The organism is Pseudomonas benzenivorans (assembly GCF_033547155.1).
GTDB classification, from domain to species: domain Bacteria; phylum Pseudomonadota; class Gammaproteobacteria; order Pseudomonadales; family Pseudomonadaceae; genus Aquipseudomonas; species Aquipseudomonas benzenivorans_B.
Genome location: NZ_CP137892.1, coordinates 261,985 through 278,355 on the forward strand (window position 1 = coordinate 261,985; position 16,371 = coordinate 278,355).

At 65.7% G+C, this 16,371-nt stretch carries 12 protein-coding genes; 5 read left to right on the forward strand and 7 right to left on the reverse strand.

All coding sequences use genetic code 11. From position 1 onward, the window contains the following. Positions 1-17: 17 nt before the first annotated feature. Together SBP02_RS01270 and SBP02_RS01275 are read right to left on the reverse strand one after the other, a co-directional pair. Positions 18-1,802 (reverse strand): GspE/PulE family protein, encoded by a 1,785-nt coding sequence (locus SBP02_RS01270; RefSeq protein WP_318644610.1) that lies wholly within the window; start codon positions 1,800-1,802, stop codon positions 18-20. Positions 1,803-1,921: 119 nt separating this feature from the next. Next, entirely contained in the window at positions 1,922-2,254 is a 333-nt protein-coding gene (locus SBP02_RS01275) for a hypothetical protein (RefSeq protein ID WP_318644611.1), read from the reverse strand. Between the two features lie 127 nt (positions 2,255-2,381). Between SBP02_RS01275 and SBP02_RS01280 the strand changes: the two genes are divergently transcribed. Further along, positions 2,382-2,849 (forward strand): Lrp/AsnC family transcriptional regulator, encoded by a 468-nt coding sequence (locus tag SBP02_RS01280; protein ID WP_318644612.1) that lies wholly within the window; start codon positions 2,382-2,384, stop codon positions 2,847-2,849. Positions 2,850-2,914: 65 nt separating this feature from the next. Here the strand turns inward: SBP02_RS01280 and SBP02_RS01285 are convergent, their stop codons facing one another. Further along, entirely contained in the window at positions 2,915-4,279 is a 1,365-nt protein-coding gene (locus SBP02_RS01285) for a CYTH domain-containing protein (protein WP_318644613.1), read from the reverse strand. 112 nt (positions 4,280-4,391) lie between these two features. On the opposite strand from SBP02_RS01285, the gene SBP02_RS01290 reads away from it, so the two are divergent. The 4 genes from SBP02_RS01290 (at position 4,392) to argA (ending at position 9,043) form a co-directional block, all read left to right on the forward strand. Beyond that, a complete protein-coding gene (locus SBP02_RS01290) occupies positions 4,392-5,069 on the forward strand; it encodes a TIGR00153 family protein (protein ID WP_318644614.1) in 678 nt (225 codons plus the stop codon). A gap of 38 nt (positions 5,070-5,107) precedes the next feature. Then, positions 5,108-6,376: an inorganic phosphate transporter gene (locus SBP02_RS01295; RefSeq protein WP_318644615.1), complete on the forward strand. Its 1,269-nt coding sequence runs from the start codon at positions 5,108-5,110 to the stop codon at positions 6,374-6,376. A 69-nt stretch (positions 6,377-6,445) separates the two neighbouring features. Beyond that, positions 6,446-7,597 carry an acetylornithine deacetylase gene (argE, locus tag SBP02_RS01300; RefSeq protein ID WP_318644616.1) on the forward strand — a complete coding sequence of 384 codons (1,152 nt, stop codon included), beginning with the start codon at positions 6,446-6,448 and terminating at the stop codon, positions 7,595-7,597. 147 nt (positions 7,598-7,744) lie between these two features. Further along, a complete protein-coding gene (gene argA / locus SBP02_RS01305) occupies positions 7,745-9,043 on the forward strand; it encodes an amino-acid N-acetyltransferase (RefSeq protein WP_318644617.1) in 1,299 nt (432 codons plus the stop codon). 80 nt (positions 9,044-9,123) lie between these two features. Here argA and SBP02_RS01310 read toward each other — a convergent pair whose 3' ends face one another. The 4 genes from SBP02_RS01310 to tssI are packed head-to-tail and all read right to left on the reverse strand — an operon-like array spanning position 9,124 to position 16,260. Continuing rightward, positions 9,124-10,095 carry a hypothetical protein gene (locus tag SBP02_RS01310; protein WP_318644618.1) on the reverse strand — a complete coding sequence of 324 codons (972 nt, stop codon included), beginning with the start codon at positions 10,093-10,095 and terminating at the stop codon, positions 9,124-9,126. Beyond that, a complete protein-coding gene (locus tag SBP02_RS01315; RefSeq protein ID WP_318644619.1) occupies positions 10,092-13,355 on the reverse strand; it encodes a toxin VasX in 3,264 nt (1,087 codons plus the stop codon). Before SBP02_RS01315 ends, SBP02_RS01310 begins: the two co-directional genes overlap by 4 nt. Beyond that, positions 13,352-14,221 carry a DUF4123 domain-containing protein gene (locus tag SBP02_RS01320; RefSeq protein WP_318644620.1) on the reverse strand — a complete coding sequence of 290 codons (870 nt, stop codon included), beginning with the start codon at positions 14,219-14,221 and terminating at the stop codon, positions 13,352-13,354. Before SBP02_RS01320 ends, SBP02_RS01315 begins: the two co-directional genes overlap by 4 nt. Further along, positions 14,218-16,260: a type VI secretion system Vgr family protein gene (gene tssI, locus SBP02_RS01325; protein WP_318644621.1), complete on the reverse strand. Its 2,043-nt coding sequence runs from the start codon at positions 16,258-16,260 to the stop codon at positions 14,218-14,220. Before tssI ends, SBP02_RS01320 begins: the two co-directional genes overlap by 4 nt. Between the last annotated feature and the right edge of the window lie 111 nt (positions 16,261-16,371).

The following is a 16,371-nucleotide window of genomic DNA, read 5'->3' on the forward strand; positions in this document are numbered from 1 at the left end:
CGCCCTGAGGGCGGGCGCTATTTCTGCTCGCTCTGCGGCGTGACCCGCAGCACTTCCTCGATGGTGGTCTGGCCGGCGGCGACCTTCTGTGCCCCGGATAGCCGCAGGCTGCGCATGCCTTCCTTGAAGGCCTGGCGACGCAGGGCGATGAGGTCGGTGTCGGCGGTGATCAGCGGCTTGATCGAATCGCCCAGGAGCATGATTTCGTAGACCCCGGCGCGCCCGCGGTAGCCGGTGTCGCGGCACTCCAGGCAGCCCACGGCCTTGTGTGCGCCGCTCGGCAGTGGCGCGTTCCACGGCTTGGTCAGGCTGTGCCAATCGTTCTCGTCCAGGGTCTGCGGGGCCTTGCAGTGCGGGCACAGGGTGCGCACCAGGCGCTGGGCCATGACCCCGAGCAGGGTGGCCTTGAGCAGGTAGTGCGGCACACCCAGCTCCAGCAGACGGGTGATGGCGCTGGGGGCGTCGTTGGTGTGCAGGGTGGACAGCACCAGGTGGCCGGTGAGTGCCGCCTGGATAGCCATCTCGGCGGTCTCCAGGTCACGGATCTCGCCGACCATGATGATGTCCGGGTCCTGGCGCATCAGCGCGCGCACGCCGCTGGCGAAGGTCAGGTCGATGTTGTGCTGCACCTGCATCTGGTTGAAGGCGCCCTCGATCATCTCGATCGGGTCTTCGATGGTGCAGACGTTGACCTCGTCGGTGGCCAGCTGCTTGAGCGTGGTGTACAGGGTGGTGGTCTTGCCCGAGCCGGTCGGCCCGGTGACCAGGATGATGCCGTTGGGCTGGCTGGTCATGCTCTGCCAGCGCTTCAGGTCGTCGGCGGAGAAACCCAGCTGGTCGAAGCCCTTGAGCAGCACCTCGGGGTCGAAGATACGCATCACCATCTTCTCGCCGAAGGCGGTCGGCAGGGTCGACAGCCGCAGCTCCACCTCGCCGCCGTCCGGGGTCTTGGTCTTGACCCGGCCGTCCTGGGGCTTGCGCTTCTCGGCGACGTTCATCCGCCCCAGGCTCTTCAGGCGGCTGACCACCGCCATGGTCACCTGGGGCGGGAACTGGTAGACGTTGTGCAGCACGCCGTCGATGCGAAAACGCACCGTGCCCTGCTCGCGGCGCGGCTCGATGTGGATATCGCTGGCGCGCTGCTGGAAGGCGTACTGGAACAGCCAGTCGACGATATTGACGATGTGCGCGTCGTTGGCGTCCGGCTCCTGGTCCTGGGCGCCGAGGTTGAGCAGCTGTTCGAAGTTGCCGACGCCGCTGATCTTCTGGTCCGCCGCGGTGGCGCCGCTGACCGACTTGGCCAGGCGATAGAACTCCACGGTGAAGCGCTGGATGTCCGCCGGGTTGGCCACCACCCGCTTGATCGGACGCTTGAGCACATGGGTCAGGTTGGCTTCCCAGCTGTGCACCAGGGGCTGGGCGCTGGCGATGGTGACCTGTTCGCTGTCCACCGCCACGGCGAGGATCTTGTGGCGTTGGGCGAAGGCGTAGGACATCAGCGGGGTAACGGCGGCGACATCGATCTTCAGCGGATCGATGCGCAGGTAGGGTTGGCCGGCGAACTCCGCCAGCCAGGCGGTGAGGCCCTCCAGTTCGAGCTTCTTGCCCGGGCGCCCGAGGTCGTCCAGCTGCTGCGCGGCGAGGAATTCCAGGGGGTGCTGCTGGTTGTTCACCGCGCTGCGGCGGATTGCCAGGCACTGTTCGGCGCTGTCCTGATCGAGCCGCCCCTGGGCGACCAGCTCGCGCAACAGGTCGTTGAGTTCGAGCACCCGGTCTTGGGTGGTGGTGGCAAAGGCGGACATGCGGGCTCCTCGGTGGCGCGGCCTGGGGTCAAGCATAGCCAGGGGCGCGTGCGTCTTCCGTGGCTGGCGCTAGGATGCCCGAAAACCCGGGCTGGGGCGAAGCGCTGCGACGTGACCCATTACCCAGTGCGAGCCGCGCCGGGCGCCAGGCTGTGATCCAGGTGCCGCCAGTCGACCTGCCAGACGCAGACCAGGCCGCGCAGCTTGTGCGCCAGCACCCCGGCGCGGTGCAGCGACAGGCCCGGCAGCCGTAGCTGAACATGCAGGTCGCCGTCCTGCTGCTGTACCTGCAGATGCTGGGGCAGCAGCTGCAACTGGGCGAACAGGCCGAGCAGGCGGCACAGCACGTCGGCGTCGGCCTCGGTGCGCAGCCGGTATTCGATGCTGTGCGCGGGGCGCTCCTGCCAGGGATCGTGGCGGCTGCACGGGGGGAAGGGCGTGGCGTCGGGCATGGTGGTATCTCGGGGCGACTTTTTTCCAGTTTCGTCCTTTCAGGGGCAAAAGTTCTGCCTGGTTTGCTGTCATGCAGGTCGCTTTGTGGATAGTCTTGCCGGATATTACCGATATCGAGGATATTTTATGTCCGTTGCCCTGGATGCCTACGATCAGCGCATTCTCGCCCTGCTGCAGGAGGATGCCGGGCTCTCCACCGCCGAGATCGCCGAACGCGTCGGGCTGTCGCAATCGCCCTGCTGGCGGCGCATTCAACGGCTCAAGGAGGAAGGGGTGATCCGCCGCCAGGTGACCCTGCTCGAGCGCAAGAAGGTCGGCCTCAACGCCCAGGTGTTCGCCCAGGTCAAGCTCAACGCCCACGGCCGCTCCAACCTCACCGAGTTCGCCGCGGCCATGGGCGAGTTTCCCGAGGTGCTGGAGTGTCACGTGCTGATGGGGTCGATGGACTTCATGCTGCGCATCGTCACCCGCGATATCGAGGCCTACGAGCGCTTTTTCTTCGAGAAGCTGTCGCTGCTGCCGGGGATCCAGGAGGTCAACTCCATCGTCGCCCTGTCGGAGATCAAGTCCACCACCAGCCTGCCCCTGGGCTAGGGGCCAGGGGGGCGCCCTCCCCTTGCGCGAGGGCGCCGGCCGGCGTCTGGGGTCAGCCCGCGGGGCTACCTGACCAGCGTTTTCCAGGCCTTCAGGCTTTGCAGGATCTGCGCCTGGCTGGCGCGCAGCTGGCGCTGCTCCTCGTCCAGCGGCTGCTGGGCCAGCAGGTGGAGCTTGTTCAACTCGCCGTACAGGCGGTCGACCTCCGCCACCTCCAGTACGGCCCTGGCCGGACGCAGCCAGGCCAGCAGGCGCTCGATGCGCGGCAACTGTTCGCCGAGGTCCTCCGGCTGCTGTTGGTAGCGCTTGAGCTGCAGGGCGGCGCCCTCCTCGGCGACCAGGGTCGGCAGCCAGTTGCCCAGGGGCGCCGCGCCCTGGCGGTTGCCGCGGCTGTTGCGCTCGGTGGTCCAGCTGCGGGCCAACAGCCAGCGCGAGGCATGCAGGGAGAACTGGCCCCAGCGGGTGTCGTCGAGTTCGGCGGCAAACAGCGCCGGCGCGTTCTGCCGCACGGCCTCGTCCTGCTGGCCGGCCAGCAGGCGCGGGCGCCAGTCCTGCAGCAGGTCATCCAGGCGCTGGCGCAGGTCGCTGCTGCTGGTCCGTGGTGCGGCCTGGCCGAGGCTGCCGAGCAACGCACGCAGGTCGATCAGCTGCTCCAGCCAGTCGCCGAGCAGGCGCCAGTGGCCGTTGAAGCGGTACTGCTCGGCCAGGCGCTGGCTGTTGCCCAGCAGGTGCCAGGCCTGGGCGGCGAAGGCGTCGTCCAGTGACATTTCGGCGCCCAGTTGCGGCGCGGGCAGGTTGAGGGCATAGCTGCCGGCATCGAACAGCCGGTAGCCGCGTTCGGCCTTGCTGATGTCGCAGGGCATCAACGGCAGGTCGGCGGCCAGCTCGCTGGCCAGCTCCAGCAGGGCGGCGGGTTCGCCCTGACGCAGTTCCAGCTCCAGTTCGCAGATTTCCTCCTGCTGGTCGCCGGCGACGACCTGGCCGAGGTCCAGGGCGGCCTCGATCACCACCCTGGCCTTGCCGCGGCCCCAGGCGATCTCCGCGCGCTGGCGGACGAAGTCGGTGGTGAACAAAGGCTTGAGCTGCTTCTTGTCCAGCTCGGCCAGGCTCGCCGGCCAGCAGCTGTCGTCGAGCTTCTTCGCATCCAGCTTGGCCTTGCTCAGGTACCAGTCCCATTCGTTGCGTTCGGACAGGCCGGCGACGCTCTGGCCACGGGTCTTCAGGGTCTGGATGAACTGTTCGCCGTCGCGGCGCAGGCGCAGCGCGACCTTGGCCTGGGCCAGGTCGCGCTCGGGGGTGTCGAAATACTGGTTGAACAGCTCGCGCCGTTCCCAGCCGCTCTTGTTGCGCTTCTTCAGCAGCGGGTGATCGCGCAGGGCGGCCAGGGTGTCGCGGTTGGCCCGCAGTTTGATTTCGGTTTCTTTGACCATGGTGGAGAACTTAAGCGCCTACTATGAAAAAGTGACAGTGCGATGACCTGTGATGGCGAGCACAGAGAACGATCCGTATACTTGCCGCCTTCTAAAAACCGGGGCTCACCCTATGCCTATGAATCCCTTTGTCAGCCTGTTCGGCCGCTCACCCATCGGACCGATGCAGCAGCACATAGCCAAAGCCCACGAGTGCGCGGCGAATCTTGTGCCCTTTTTCGAGGCCGTGATGGCCGAAGACTGGACCAGGGTGGAGCAGGTGCAGCAGGACATGGCGCGCCTGGAACACGAAGCGGACAAGCTCAAGAAGAGTGTGCGCCTGCACCTGCCCAAGAGCCTGTTCCTGCCGGTGCCGCGCTCGGATCTGCTCGAGCTGCTCAGTGTACAGGACAAAGTCGCCAACCGTGCCAAGGACATCGCCGGACTGATGCTGGGCCGCGAGATGGCGATTCCCCAGGCGCTGCAACCGATCATGCGCCGCTACGTGCAGCGCACCGTGGACGCCAGCGCCCAGGCGCTCAAGGCCATGAACGAGCTGGACGAGCTGCTGGAAACCGGTTTCGCCGGCCGCGAGGCGGTGCTGGTGGAGACCCTGATCGAGGAACTCGGCGTCATCGAGCAGGACACCGACAGTCTGCAGATCGACGTGCGCCGCCAGCTGTTCAAACTGGAGAAGGAACTTCCGCCGGTCGATGTGATGTTTCTCTATCAGATCATCGACTGGATCGGCGACGTAGCCGACCGCGCCCAACGAGTGGGCAACCGACTGGAACAACTGCTGGCGCGCTAAGCGCCAGTGTCCTTTCTGGGATCAACGGAATCTAACTTATGTCTCTGATTGCGGACTACGGCCTCGTACTCCTGTTGCTGGCCTGCCTGTTCGGCTTCTTCATGGCCTGGGGCGTGGGCGCCAACGACGTGGCCAACGCCATGGGCACCTCGGTCGGCTCCCGTGCGCTGACCATCAAGCAGGCGATCCTGATCGCCATGGTCTTCGAGTTCTGCGGCGCCTACCTGGCCGGCGGCCAGGTCACCGAAACCATCAAGAGCGGCATAGTCGATGCCTCGGTGATCAGCCCCGAGCTGATGGTGCTGGGCATGATGTCGGCGTTGCTGGCGGCCGGCACCTGGCTGCTGGTGGCCTCGACCCGCGGCTGGCCGGTATCCACCACCCACTCCATCGTCGGCGCGGTGATCGGCTTCGCCGCCTTCGGCGTGTCCATGGACGCGGTGCACTGGAGCAAGGTCGGCCCCATCGTCGCCAGCTGGGTGGTCTCCCCGGTGCTGTCCGGGGTGGTGGCCTTCGGCGTGTTCGTCAGCGTGCAGAAGCTGATCATCGACACCGACAAGCCCTTCCTCAACGCCAAGCGCTATGTGCCGCTGTACATGTTCCTCACCGGCTTCATGGTTACCATCATGACCGTGACCAAGGGGCTCAAGCACGTCGGCCTGCACCTGTCCGGCGGCGAAGGCTTCTTGCTCGCCAGCGGCGTGGGTGTGCTGGTGATGCTGCTCGGCATCGCCCTGCTCAGCCGCATCAAGGTCGACGTCGAGGCCGACAAGGCCTTCCACTTCGCCAGCGTGGAGAAGGTCTTCGCCGTGCTGATGATCTTCACCGCCTGCGCCATGGCCTTCGCCCACGGCTCCAACGACGTGGCCAACGCCGTCGGCCCGTTGGCGGCCATCGTCGGGGTGATCCAGTCCGGCGGCGAGGCGATCGGCGCCAAGGCGGCGCTGCCCAGCTGGGTGCTGCTGCTCGGCGCCGTCGGCATCGTCGTCGGCCTGGCCACCTACGGCTACAAGGTGATCGCCACCATCGGCAAGGAAATCACCGAACTGACCCCGAGCCGTGGTTTTGCCGCCGAGCTGGCCACCGCCACCACGGTGGTCGGCGCCTCGGCCGTCGGCCTGCCGGTCTCCACCACCCACACCCTGGTCGGCGCGGTGCTGGGCGTGGGCATCGCCCGCGGCATCGGTGCGCTGAACCTGGGGGTGATCGGCAAGATCTTCATGTCCTGGATCATCACCCTGCCGGTCGGTGCGGTGCTGGCGATCCTGTTCTTCACCGTCCTGCGCGCCGTCTTCGGCGGCGTCTGAAGCGCTTCGGCGGTTTCATCCGGACAGGCGATGGTCCTATGATGGGGCCATCGCCCGTGGAGACCGCCGATGACCCTGCCTTCGTTCAAAGAGCAATTCGCCGCGCTGATCGCCGCGCCGTCGGTGAGCTGCACCCAGGCGCAGTGGGACCAGTCCAATCGCCCGGTGATCGAGTTGCTGTCGAGTTGGCTCGGTGACCTCGGCTTCGCCTGCGAAGTGCAGGAAATTGCCCCGGGCAAGTTCAACCTGCTGGCCAGCTACGGCAGCGGCCCCGGCGGCCTGGTGCTGGCCGGGCACAGCGACACCGTGCCCTTCGACACCGAGCTGTGGCAGAGCGACCCGCTCAAGTTGACCGAGGTCGACGGTCGTTGGGTCGGCCTCGGCAGCTGCGACATGAAAAGCTTCTTCGCCCTGGTCATCGAGGCCGTGCAGCCGCTGCTGGAGCAACGCTTCCGCCAGCCGCTGCTGATCCTCGCCACCTGCGACGAGGAAAGCTCGATGTCCGGTGCCCGCGCGCTGGCCGAGGCCGGGCGGCCGCTGGGGCGCGCCGCGGTGATCGGCGAGCCGACCGGCCTCAAGCCGATCCGCCTGCACAAGGGCATCATGATGGAGCGCATCGACATCCTCGGGCAGAGCGGCCACTCCTCCGACCCGAGCCTGGGCCACAGCGCCCTGGAGGCGATGCAGGCGGTGATGGGCGAGCTGCTGCAGCTGCGCCAGGAATGGCAACGCCAGTACCGCAACCCGCAGTTCAGCGTGCCGCAGCCGACCCTCAACCTCGGTTGCATCCATGGTGGCGACAACCCCAACCGCATCTGCGGCCAGTGTTCCCTGGAGTTCGATCTGCGCCCGCTGCCGGGCATGCAGCCGGAAGCCCTGCGTGCGGCTATCCGCCAGAAACTGCAGCCGCTGGCCGAGCAGCACCAGGTGAAGATCGACTTCGCCCCCTTGTTCCCCAGCGTGGCCCCCTTCGAGCAGGACGCCGACGCCGAGCTGGTGCGTCTGGCCGAGCGCTTGACCGGGCATCCGGCGACGGCGGTGGCATTCGCCACCGAAGCCCCCTATCTTCAGCAGCTCGGCTGCCAGACCCTGGTGCTCGGCCCCGGGGACATCGACTGCGCGCACCAGCCCAATGAATACTTGGAGATGTCACGCATCGAGCCCAGCGTGCGTCTGCTCCGTGAACTGATCCAGCACTACTGCCTGAACCCGGCCCCATGAGGCGGGAGCGGCCCTTGCCAGCGGAAGGAGAGAACGCGTGATGCTGCCCCCCCTGCGACGATAAAGCGGATGCCGCTGGCTGCCTCACCGGGCGCTGCCGCGCCCATTCATGCGTTCCCGAATAACGGCTTACAGGTTTGCTTTGCAATGCACGACTACGTCAACTGGCTCCGCCACGCTTCGCCCTATATCAACGCCCATCGCGACTGCACCTTCGTGGTGATGCTGCCGGGCGAGGGCGTCGCCCACCCGAACTTCGGCAATATCGTCCACGACCTGGTGCTGCTGCACAGCCTCGGCGTGCGCCTGGTGCTGGTGCACGGCTCGCGCCCGCAGATCGAGGCGCGCCTGAGTGCCCGCGGCCTGACCCCGCACTTCCACCGCGACCTGCGGGTGACCGACGGGCCGACCCTGGAGTGCGTGATCGACGCGGTGGGCCAGCTGCGCATCGCCATCGAGGCGCGCCTGTCCATGGACATGGCCGCCTCGCCGATGCACGGCGCCCGTCTGCGGGTGGCCAGTGGCAACTTCGTCACCGCCCGGCCCATCGGCGTGGTCGACGGCATCGACTACCACCACACCGGTGAGGTGCGCCGCATCGACCGCAAGGGCATCGGCCGCCTGCTCGACGAGCGCAGCATCGTGCTGCTGTCGTCGCTCGGCTACTCGCCCACCGGGGAGATCTTCAACCTGGCCTGCGAGGACGTGGCCACCCGCGCGGCCATCGACCTGGGCGCCGACAAGCTGCTGCTGTTCAGCCCCGAGCGCGGCCTGCTCGACGAACAGGGCAAGCTGGTGCGCGAACTGCGCCCGCAGCAGGTGCCGACCTACCTGGCGCGCCTGGGCAACAGCTACCAGGCCGAATTGCTCGATGCCGCCGCCCAGGCCTGCCGCGGCGGGGTCAAGCGCGCCCATATCGTCGGCTACGCCGACGACGGCTCGCTGCTCACCGAGCTGTTCACCCGCGACGGCGGCGGCACCCTGGTCGATCAGGAGCAGTTCGAGTCGTTGCGCGAGGCGACCATCGAGGACGTCGGCGGGCTGATCGAGCTGATCAGCCCGCTGGAGGAGCAGGGCATCCTGGTGCGCCGCTCGCGCGAGGTGCTGGAGCGCGAGATCGAGCAGTTCAGCATCGTCGAGCGCGACGGCCTGATCATCGCTTGCGCCGCCCTCTACCAGATCGCCGATTCGGACTTCGGCGAACTGGCCTGCCTGGCCGTCAACCCGGCCTACCGCCACGGCGGCCGCGGCGACGAACTGCTCGAGCGCATAGAGGAGCGGGCCCGCGCCCAGGGCATCAAGACCCTGTTCGTGCTCACCACCCGCACCGCCCACTGGTTCCGCGAACGCGGCTTCGTGCCCAGCAGCGTCGACCGCCTGCCGGCGGCGCGGGCCTCGCTGTACAACTTCCAGCGTAATTCGCAGGTGTTCGAGAAGGCGCTGTGATCTTCAGGTCTGGCATAGAGCAGCCATAGGGTTCTTCGGGGCATGTGCCGTGCCCCGTTTTTTGCGGCCGTGGAGCGCTCTTATTGAGCTCTGAGTTCCGCCTCGCGCCGAGCGATGGCCTGCTCCAGTTCGGCTGAGCGTTTGGTCCACTGGTCGAGGGGCAAGGGTTTTGACCATTCGACAGCTTCGGGGGATGTGAGGTCGGGGATATGGGCGAGTTTCCTGGTGAGCAGAACGGTGATCCAGGGCATTCCGAAAATGGTGAGTCCGGCAAGCGTGGAAAACGCGGCACCGTACTCTCTGGCTTTCAACTCATCGTATAGCTGAACAATCAGCATCCACCAAACACCCAGATATCCATGCTGAGCGACTTGCTCACTGCGACCTGTATGGCTGCTTTCAGGCACTGCGTCTGGCCCGACTTCCATAAAGCTGCGGATACATTCCCACTGGGCCATGGACGAGATGCCGCCGCCGGGATTGACCGCCAACACCCAGCCTTCTTTGCTCTCGCTATAGGGCTCGTTCTCCTGGCCCTCAAGCGGGAACCACAACACCAGGCTGCCGTGCTTGCTGGCGCCGTAGGTGCCCAGATTGGTGACACTGGGCGCGATGGCATGCACGCGCTCCCAGGGCACAAACCAATAACTGCCGTCCGGCCGGGTGATGCACACCTCTCGACGTTGGCGGTTGAAGCGGATGGGTGATGCCAGCGGTTTGCGCCATTGCTTGATATAGAAGTACCAGAGTGGGATCAGTATCCCCCCCCCCGCTGCCGGTATAACAAAATCGACCCACCATGGGGCATCAGCTACCGAGGTGGCTGACCAAGCAGTCCATATACTGGCGATTGCAAGTATAAATGTCAGACAGTGCAGGGTTAGCCAGCCGGCGCCCATCGGGAAGCTACCGATATCCAGATAAACCTCATTCTTGCGCCAGATCAGGTTCATCAGGTCGCTGGCGGGTTGCCCGGTCGGGATCGGCAGCGGCGCCAGGTGCTCCTGGCGCCATAAAATGCCCTGCTCTACGTCGCCGGCCTGTTCGGTCATATTGCATCCTTAGGTTGCAGTCGTTCTGGGCTCACGGCCATGGCGCTAAAGCGGTCGCTGATCAGCGCACCGGCGTCGCTGCCGTGCTCGACCACGTTGGTGCCCTTGATGATGTAGCGCAGGCCCTTGCTGCCACCGACCACCAGATTCTGCTTCTGCGGGTCGAGCGTGCCGGCCTGCATGGCCAGCGGGCTATGGTACAAGACCTGCAACTGCCAGTACGCGCAATCGGCACGGCGCGGCACCTTGCCGGTCAGGCGCAGGCCCATGCCTTGGCGAATCGGCAGCCATTCACTTTGCAGGCTGCCCAGCCACTGCGCCGTGCAGTCGGTCGGGGTATTGAGCTTATCGAAGGCCACCAGGCGCAGGTACAGCTGGGTGCGCTCGGGATTGGCCCCCGGCAGGAACAGCTGCAAGCTGTCGGTACGGCTTTCGACCAGTACATTGTTGCCGCTGTGGCCCACCTGGCGGCTGGTGAGGCGGCCCTCGGCCAAGAGCTGTGGCTTGAACAGCAGGTCGATCAGCGCTTGCAGCTCCTGGCTCTGGCTGTCCGGGCTATCGCCCCAGCGCCGTTCGCTGCCCCAACAGCACTGCTGGAGAAAGGCTTGCAGCTCGGTGTCCTTAAAATAGTTCCAGGCCAGGTACAGCCCCTCGATAATCAACAGCACCCAGTTCAGCGGCACCATGCGCAGGGTGAACCACTTGATCGCCTGCTGTGTGCTCCACTGCCCGCTCAGGGCCATATAGGTGGCATGACCGCCCAGCCCGGTTTGCGCGGCCATCAGGCCCAACACGGCACTATCATGGCCCAGGCGCGCCCAGTGATCGCCGGTCCAATAGGCATCGTCCTTATTCATTTCGGCTGACAGCTTGGCTAGGTCAGCAGCGCTGCCAAGAGCAGCTAGGAAACCGGTGATCGCACCAAACAGGGTGACGATAGGAGCCTTCAACGACAGGTTGAGCGGTTTGATATTGAGTCGTGCCTCAACCCTGCCCGTTGCTTCCCAGGCCGTGCCAATCACCGCAGACAGCGCCGCACCGACCTTGAAACTTTCGCCTAGGTGTTCAAAGAGTCGCACGGCATCATTCTCACGATGCTGATCACGCAGATTAAGCTCGTGCACATTGTTCAGGTGCAGCAACAGGGCGGCTAATGGCAGCACACCGCCGAAGGTATTGAGGCCCTTGATGGTGGTGACGGTAGGCGCCAGGCCCTTCTGCAAGCGCTGCCCCGTTTGCTGGCCCCAGTCCCAGAGGCGCTGCCCGGCGCTGCCGCTGAGGCTGAAGCCGGCTTGCCCGACCTTGATGGAGGCATCGGTGCACTGGCGCATGATCAGCAGCATGCCTTGCAGCGGCCGGGGGAAGCTCTGGATCAAATTAGCCGGCACGCCGCTGCTTGCAGACAGGTGTTCGGCCTGCAAGCCGGCAAAGGCAGCCGCCATTCGCGAGACGGCACGGCTCCAGTCATCCCCCGCCGGGCCGCCCAACTCGCTGAGCCAAGCGAGTTTGCCTTTGCTCACCAGGGCGCCCAGCAGTTGGCCGACTGCGGCCTGGTTGGCGCTGGTCAGGGCGCCCTGCACCTCGTTGGCGCGGTCGCCCAGGTCGGTTAACGAAGGGCTAAAGGCGCTGGCCAGCAGGCTGAAGGGCTGGACCGGCGTTGGCGAACGCAGCAGGTCGGTGGCCAACTGGGTGCCGGGGCCGGTGCTGCACAGCTCACTGAGGCTGCTGAAACTGAGTTCACTGAGGTGGTGGCAATGTTCGGCGTCGTCATAATCGACGTACCACAGCGCCTTGCCGTGGCGCGGTAAAAAGCTGCTGGTATCGCGCAGAATGACTTGGCGCCGCCCGGTCAACCAGGCGTGATGCGGCTCGGCCGTATCGGTTATCCAGGCTTGCATGCGGTCGAGCCGAACACGTTCCGCCACCTGGGCGCCGCTTTTGCTATCCGTCATGTTGCGCACCTTGTCGGCGCGGTAGGCCATGACCAAGCCTTGGGTCTGGCCAAACAGCTCGGCCGGTATAAAACTGCGCACCGGCAGCAGCAATTGCTCGATTTGCCCATGCACCTTGACCAACTCGGCATCGGCCTCGCGGTGGCTGTAGGCGCGCCCGCGCTCACGGTTGATGCGGGTTTCTTCGTCGAGCAGCGGCTTCAGGTCGTGCTGGGTTTGCAGCAACGTCTCACCCTGCTCAGGGGTGAGCTCGATGTCGTGCTCACGGTAGCGGTAAGTCAGCTGTTGACTCAGTTCGGCGCCGTCTTCACTGATCAGGCTATTGATAAAACCGGCGATCATGCCCTTGTGGGCGTTTTGCTGGTCCCAGGTTTCCTCGCGCTGGTTGACTTTGGATTGCTCAAAGTTCAGGTCGCGCAACACGCCCAGGTCATCATCCAAACTGGCAAAGACGCCGTGCAGCAGCCCGGCCTGGCTGCGTGCCTGGTTGAGCCAGGTGTCGGTGGCTGCCACGTCCCAGGGCTGTGCGCTCCACTCGCCTGGGGGATGTTCGCCCGCATTGGGGTGGCGGCCGTGGGCGTCTTCGCGCTTGCTCAGCCATTTACTGGCATTGACATAGGCCTTGACGGTTTCGGGGTGGGGATTCTCCATCATCTGCTGGCCGAGGGCGCGCGTGCCCTCGCGATAGGCCTCGCCGTTTTGCGCATAGTCGTGGGCCAGGGCCCGGTCGCGCACCTCGGGCATCAGTTCCGCCATGACCAGATCGGCACTGTCCAACGGCGGGCAGTGCTCGGCCTCCAGATTCCGAGCGACCTGGCTCAAGCTGATACGGCGCATGCGCGTCTTGCGCTCGCTCGCCTCACTGGCCAAGCGTTGATAGGCGGCTTTGGGCAGCGGGATCTCGCTGTACAGCAACCAGACATCGTGTTGCTTGTTGAGGGCGATACCGGCCAGGGCGCCGGTCGGCAGCTGGGCAGCGGCATCATCCAAGCCCTGCTCCACCAGCTGCCCATCACCTGCCACCGCAAAGCGGCGCAAGGGCCCCTGATCGTGCCACAGGTAGAGGTAACCGGGACGCAGCCGGCGTAGGGCCATGGGGTGGCTGTGGGTTTTCACCGCAGGTTTGCAGCGACTGTGCTGCGCCGCTGATTCGGCCAGCGCATAGCGTACCGGCACAATAAACACCTCGGCCTGTCGGGCTGGGCAGCTGGCAACCGGGCTGCCCAGGTCGTCTTTCTCGAAGTTCTGCTGCGCGGCTTGATCCGCTTGGGCCAGGCGCAGGGATTTGTCCTGAGGGGTGGCGCTCATGCGACGGACTCCTTGTCGGCGCGCAACAACTGGCGATGCAGTTCGGTGATGAGGTTATCCAGGCGCTGCGCCGGGAGCTGCCCTCGCTGCTCGAGCAACTGCCGGTAGGCCGCGTGCTCCGGCGCCTGCGGGAAGTCGTTGCCCAACTCCGCGCACAGGCTGGCCCAGCGGGTGACATCAGCCGCTGCGCTGTAGCCGTAGCGCGCTGCGCTCTGCCTGCATTGCGCGGCCCATTGCTGTTGCTGCGGCGCGTCCAGGCCGTCCAGGCACTCGGGGTAGTGCTGCCGCAGGTGGGCCAGCAGGCGCTGATCGAAACAGGTCTGCTTGGCTTGGTTCATGTGCTCCAGCTGCGCTTGCGTCAGGCGCAGCCAGGGTGTGGCGTGATAGTGACCTGAGCTGCCTGGTTGGCTTTCGCGGCGAAACTCGCGCTCGCCCCCGCTCTCGCTAGGTACACGAATGCGGCTTACCGGACCTAACACGGCATCGCGTTCATCCGTCTGCATTGGCCCCAGCCACAGGGGCGCTATGCGCGGATCGTAGTAGCGCAGCAACACCGTCACCGCTTCATCGACTCGGGCGTGCACCAGGCTGCGCAAGTGCTCGACCAGCGCCTCCGGCTCGTCATCGGACTCCAGCCAGATGCCGGCCGAAGTGCGCCACTCCCGATTGAAGACCTGGGCCAGCTCACTGTTAGGGTTCAGCGCGATCAGCATCGGGCCGACATCGGCCAAGGCTTCATAGGCTGTCTGCTGATAGAGCGGGTACACAACGGGGTTCTCTTCGAGGCTGTACAGCCGGGCAAGCAAGCCGTCGATCTGCGCGCCATCGAGCAACAGGTAGCTCATGCTGCGGGTCTGTGCGCTCATGCCTTGGCCTCCATCTGCTGACAAATCTCACAGACCGGCTGTGCAGTGCGGGCGGCATTCTGCAGGGCCTGCTTCTGCGCCTGGATCAACAACTCCCCCGCCTTGTCCGCATCCGCCGCCTTGACCTTGCCCGGCAGGATGGGCGCGGCCCCCGAACCACTGCCCGGCCCGCCGCCGGAGTTGATCTTGATCACCGGCCCGACCAGGGTGATGCCGCCGGCATCCAGCTTGACGAAGCTGCCGGCGGCCTTGAAGGTCAGTTCGCTGCCGGCTTCGAGCACCACTTTCTGGCCGCTGGACAGGTGGATTTCGCTGCCGGCGTTGATGAACTGGCCGGTGCCGATCTTGATGTGCTGGTTGTTGCCGACGCTGAGGTGGTCGTTGGCTTTGACTTCGCTCTTGCGGTCGGCGTGGGTGGTGCGGTGTTCTTCGGCCTTGAATTCGCTGTAGCTGTTGGCCTCGACCCTGTCGTGGCGTTCGTGGCCGATGCGGATCTTCTGGTCGTGCTCGATGTTCTCGTCCCAGTCGCGCTGGGCGTGGATGTAGATCTGTTCCTGGCCCTTGCGGTCCTCGATGCGCAGCTCGTTGTAGCCGCCTCCGCCGGGGCTGCTCAGGGTCTTGAACAGGCTGCGGGTCTTGTTGGCCGGCAGGTCGTAGGGCACCACGTGTTCCTTGTGGTACAGGCAGCCGGTCACCAGCGGCTGGTCGGGGTCGCCTTCGAGGAAGGTGATCAGCACCTCCATGCCGATGCGCGGGATGGCGATGCCGCCGTAGCGGTCGCCGGCCCAGCTGCTGGACACGCGCAGCCAGCAGCTGGTCTTGTCGTCGGCCTGGCCCTGTCTGTCCCAGTAGAACTGCACCTTGACCCGGCCGTACTCGTCGCAGTGGATCTCCTCGCCGGCGGGGCCGGTGACCACGGCGCTCTGGCTGCCGAGGATGCGCGGCTTGGGGTGTTGCACGCGCGGGCGGTAGGGCACCGTCCAGGGCGTGGCGCTGAAGCGGTTGCGGTAGCCCTGCTGGAAGCCGTCGGCTTTATCGGTGTGGCTGGTCACGGCCTCTTCCAGCACCTGGGGTTGCTTGCCCTGGTGCTGCACTTCGGTGAGCAGCCAGAGGTCGTTCCAGCTGGGCCGTGGGTGGTCGGTGAAGGCCAGGAAGTGGCCGCTGACCAGCAGGCTCTGATCGCTCTCGCCCTCGGCCAGTTCGAAGTCGTGGCGATGGCGCTCCAGGGCGCGCTGGCTCAGGTGCTTGCCGCGTTCACGCTCGACGAAGCGGCCGGGGTAGTCATAGTCCTCCAGGTCCGGGCTGAAGGGGCTCTTGGCGTCTGCTTCCAGCAGCAGCTTGGGTTTCTCGAAGTCGTAGTCGCGGCGGGTCACCCGACTGGTGCGGGTTTCCACGCGCACGCCGAAACGCTTGATCACCGGGTCGTCGGCGACCAGGCCGCTGTCCTGTTGGTAGGCGGTGGGAGCCAGTTTGGGGAAGGGCGTCTGGTCGTCGCCGAAGACCAGTACATGGCCCTGTGCGCTGTGCTGGAAGTGGTAGTGGATACCCTCTTCCTCGCACAGCCGCTGGACGAAGTGCAGATCGGATTCGTCGTACTGCACGCAGTACTCGCGCTCGGGGTACACCGAGCCGAGCTGGAAGCGGTAGGCGTCGGCCTGGATGCCGTGCTCCTCCAGGACCTGGCCGATGATCTGCGCCACCGTGAGGTGCTGGAAGATGCGTTGGTTGATGCGGTGCGCCAGGTAGGCCAGCTGCGGCCTCAGGCTCAGGTGGTAGCGGGTCAGGCGTTTGCCGGACTCGCCTTGGGCGAAGCGGTAGATGTGCCCGTGGATGCCGTTGCCGGCTGTCGACAGGGCGAGGAAGGCCGGCCGATGCAGCAGGGCTTCCAGGTCGAGGTCGGGGCGTTCGCTGACCAGCTCCAGCTCGAAGGCGAAGGGCTGGCTGATCGCCTCGCGGCCGCTGAATTCGAGGATCTGGAGATCGTGGCTGACGCCCTCGATGTCCAGGCTGAAATGGGTCTGGTTGGCCTGGGCGAACATCCGTTGTTCCTCTTCAATCGTTCCTTGAGTCGCACCAGTACGCGCGGCGGCGCCGTTGTAACCCAGGCGCGGCGTGGAGAACGTGCGTACTCGACTTTTTCGGGTATTTCC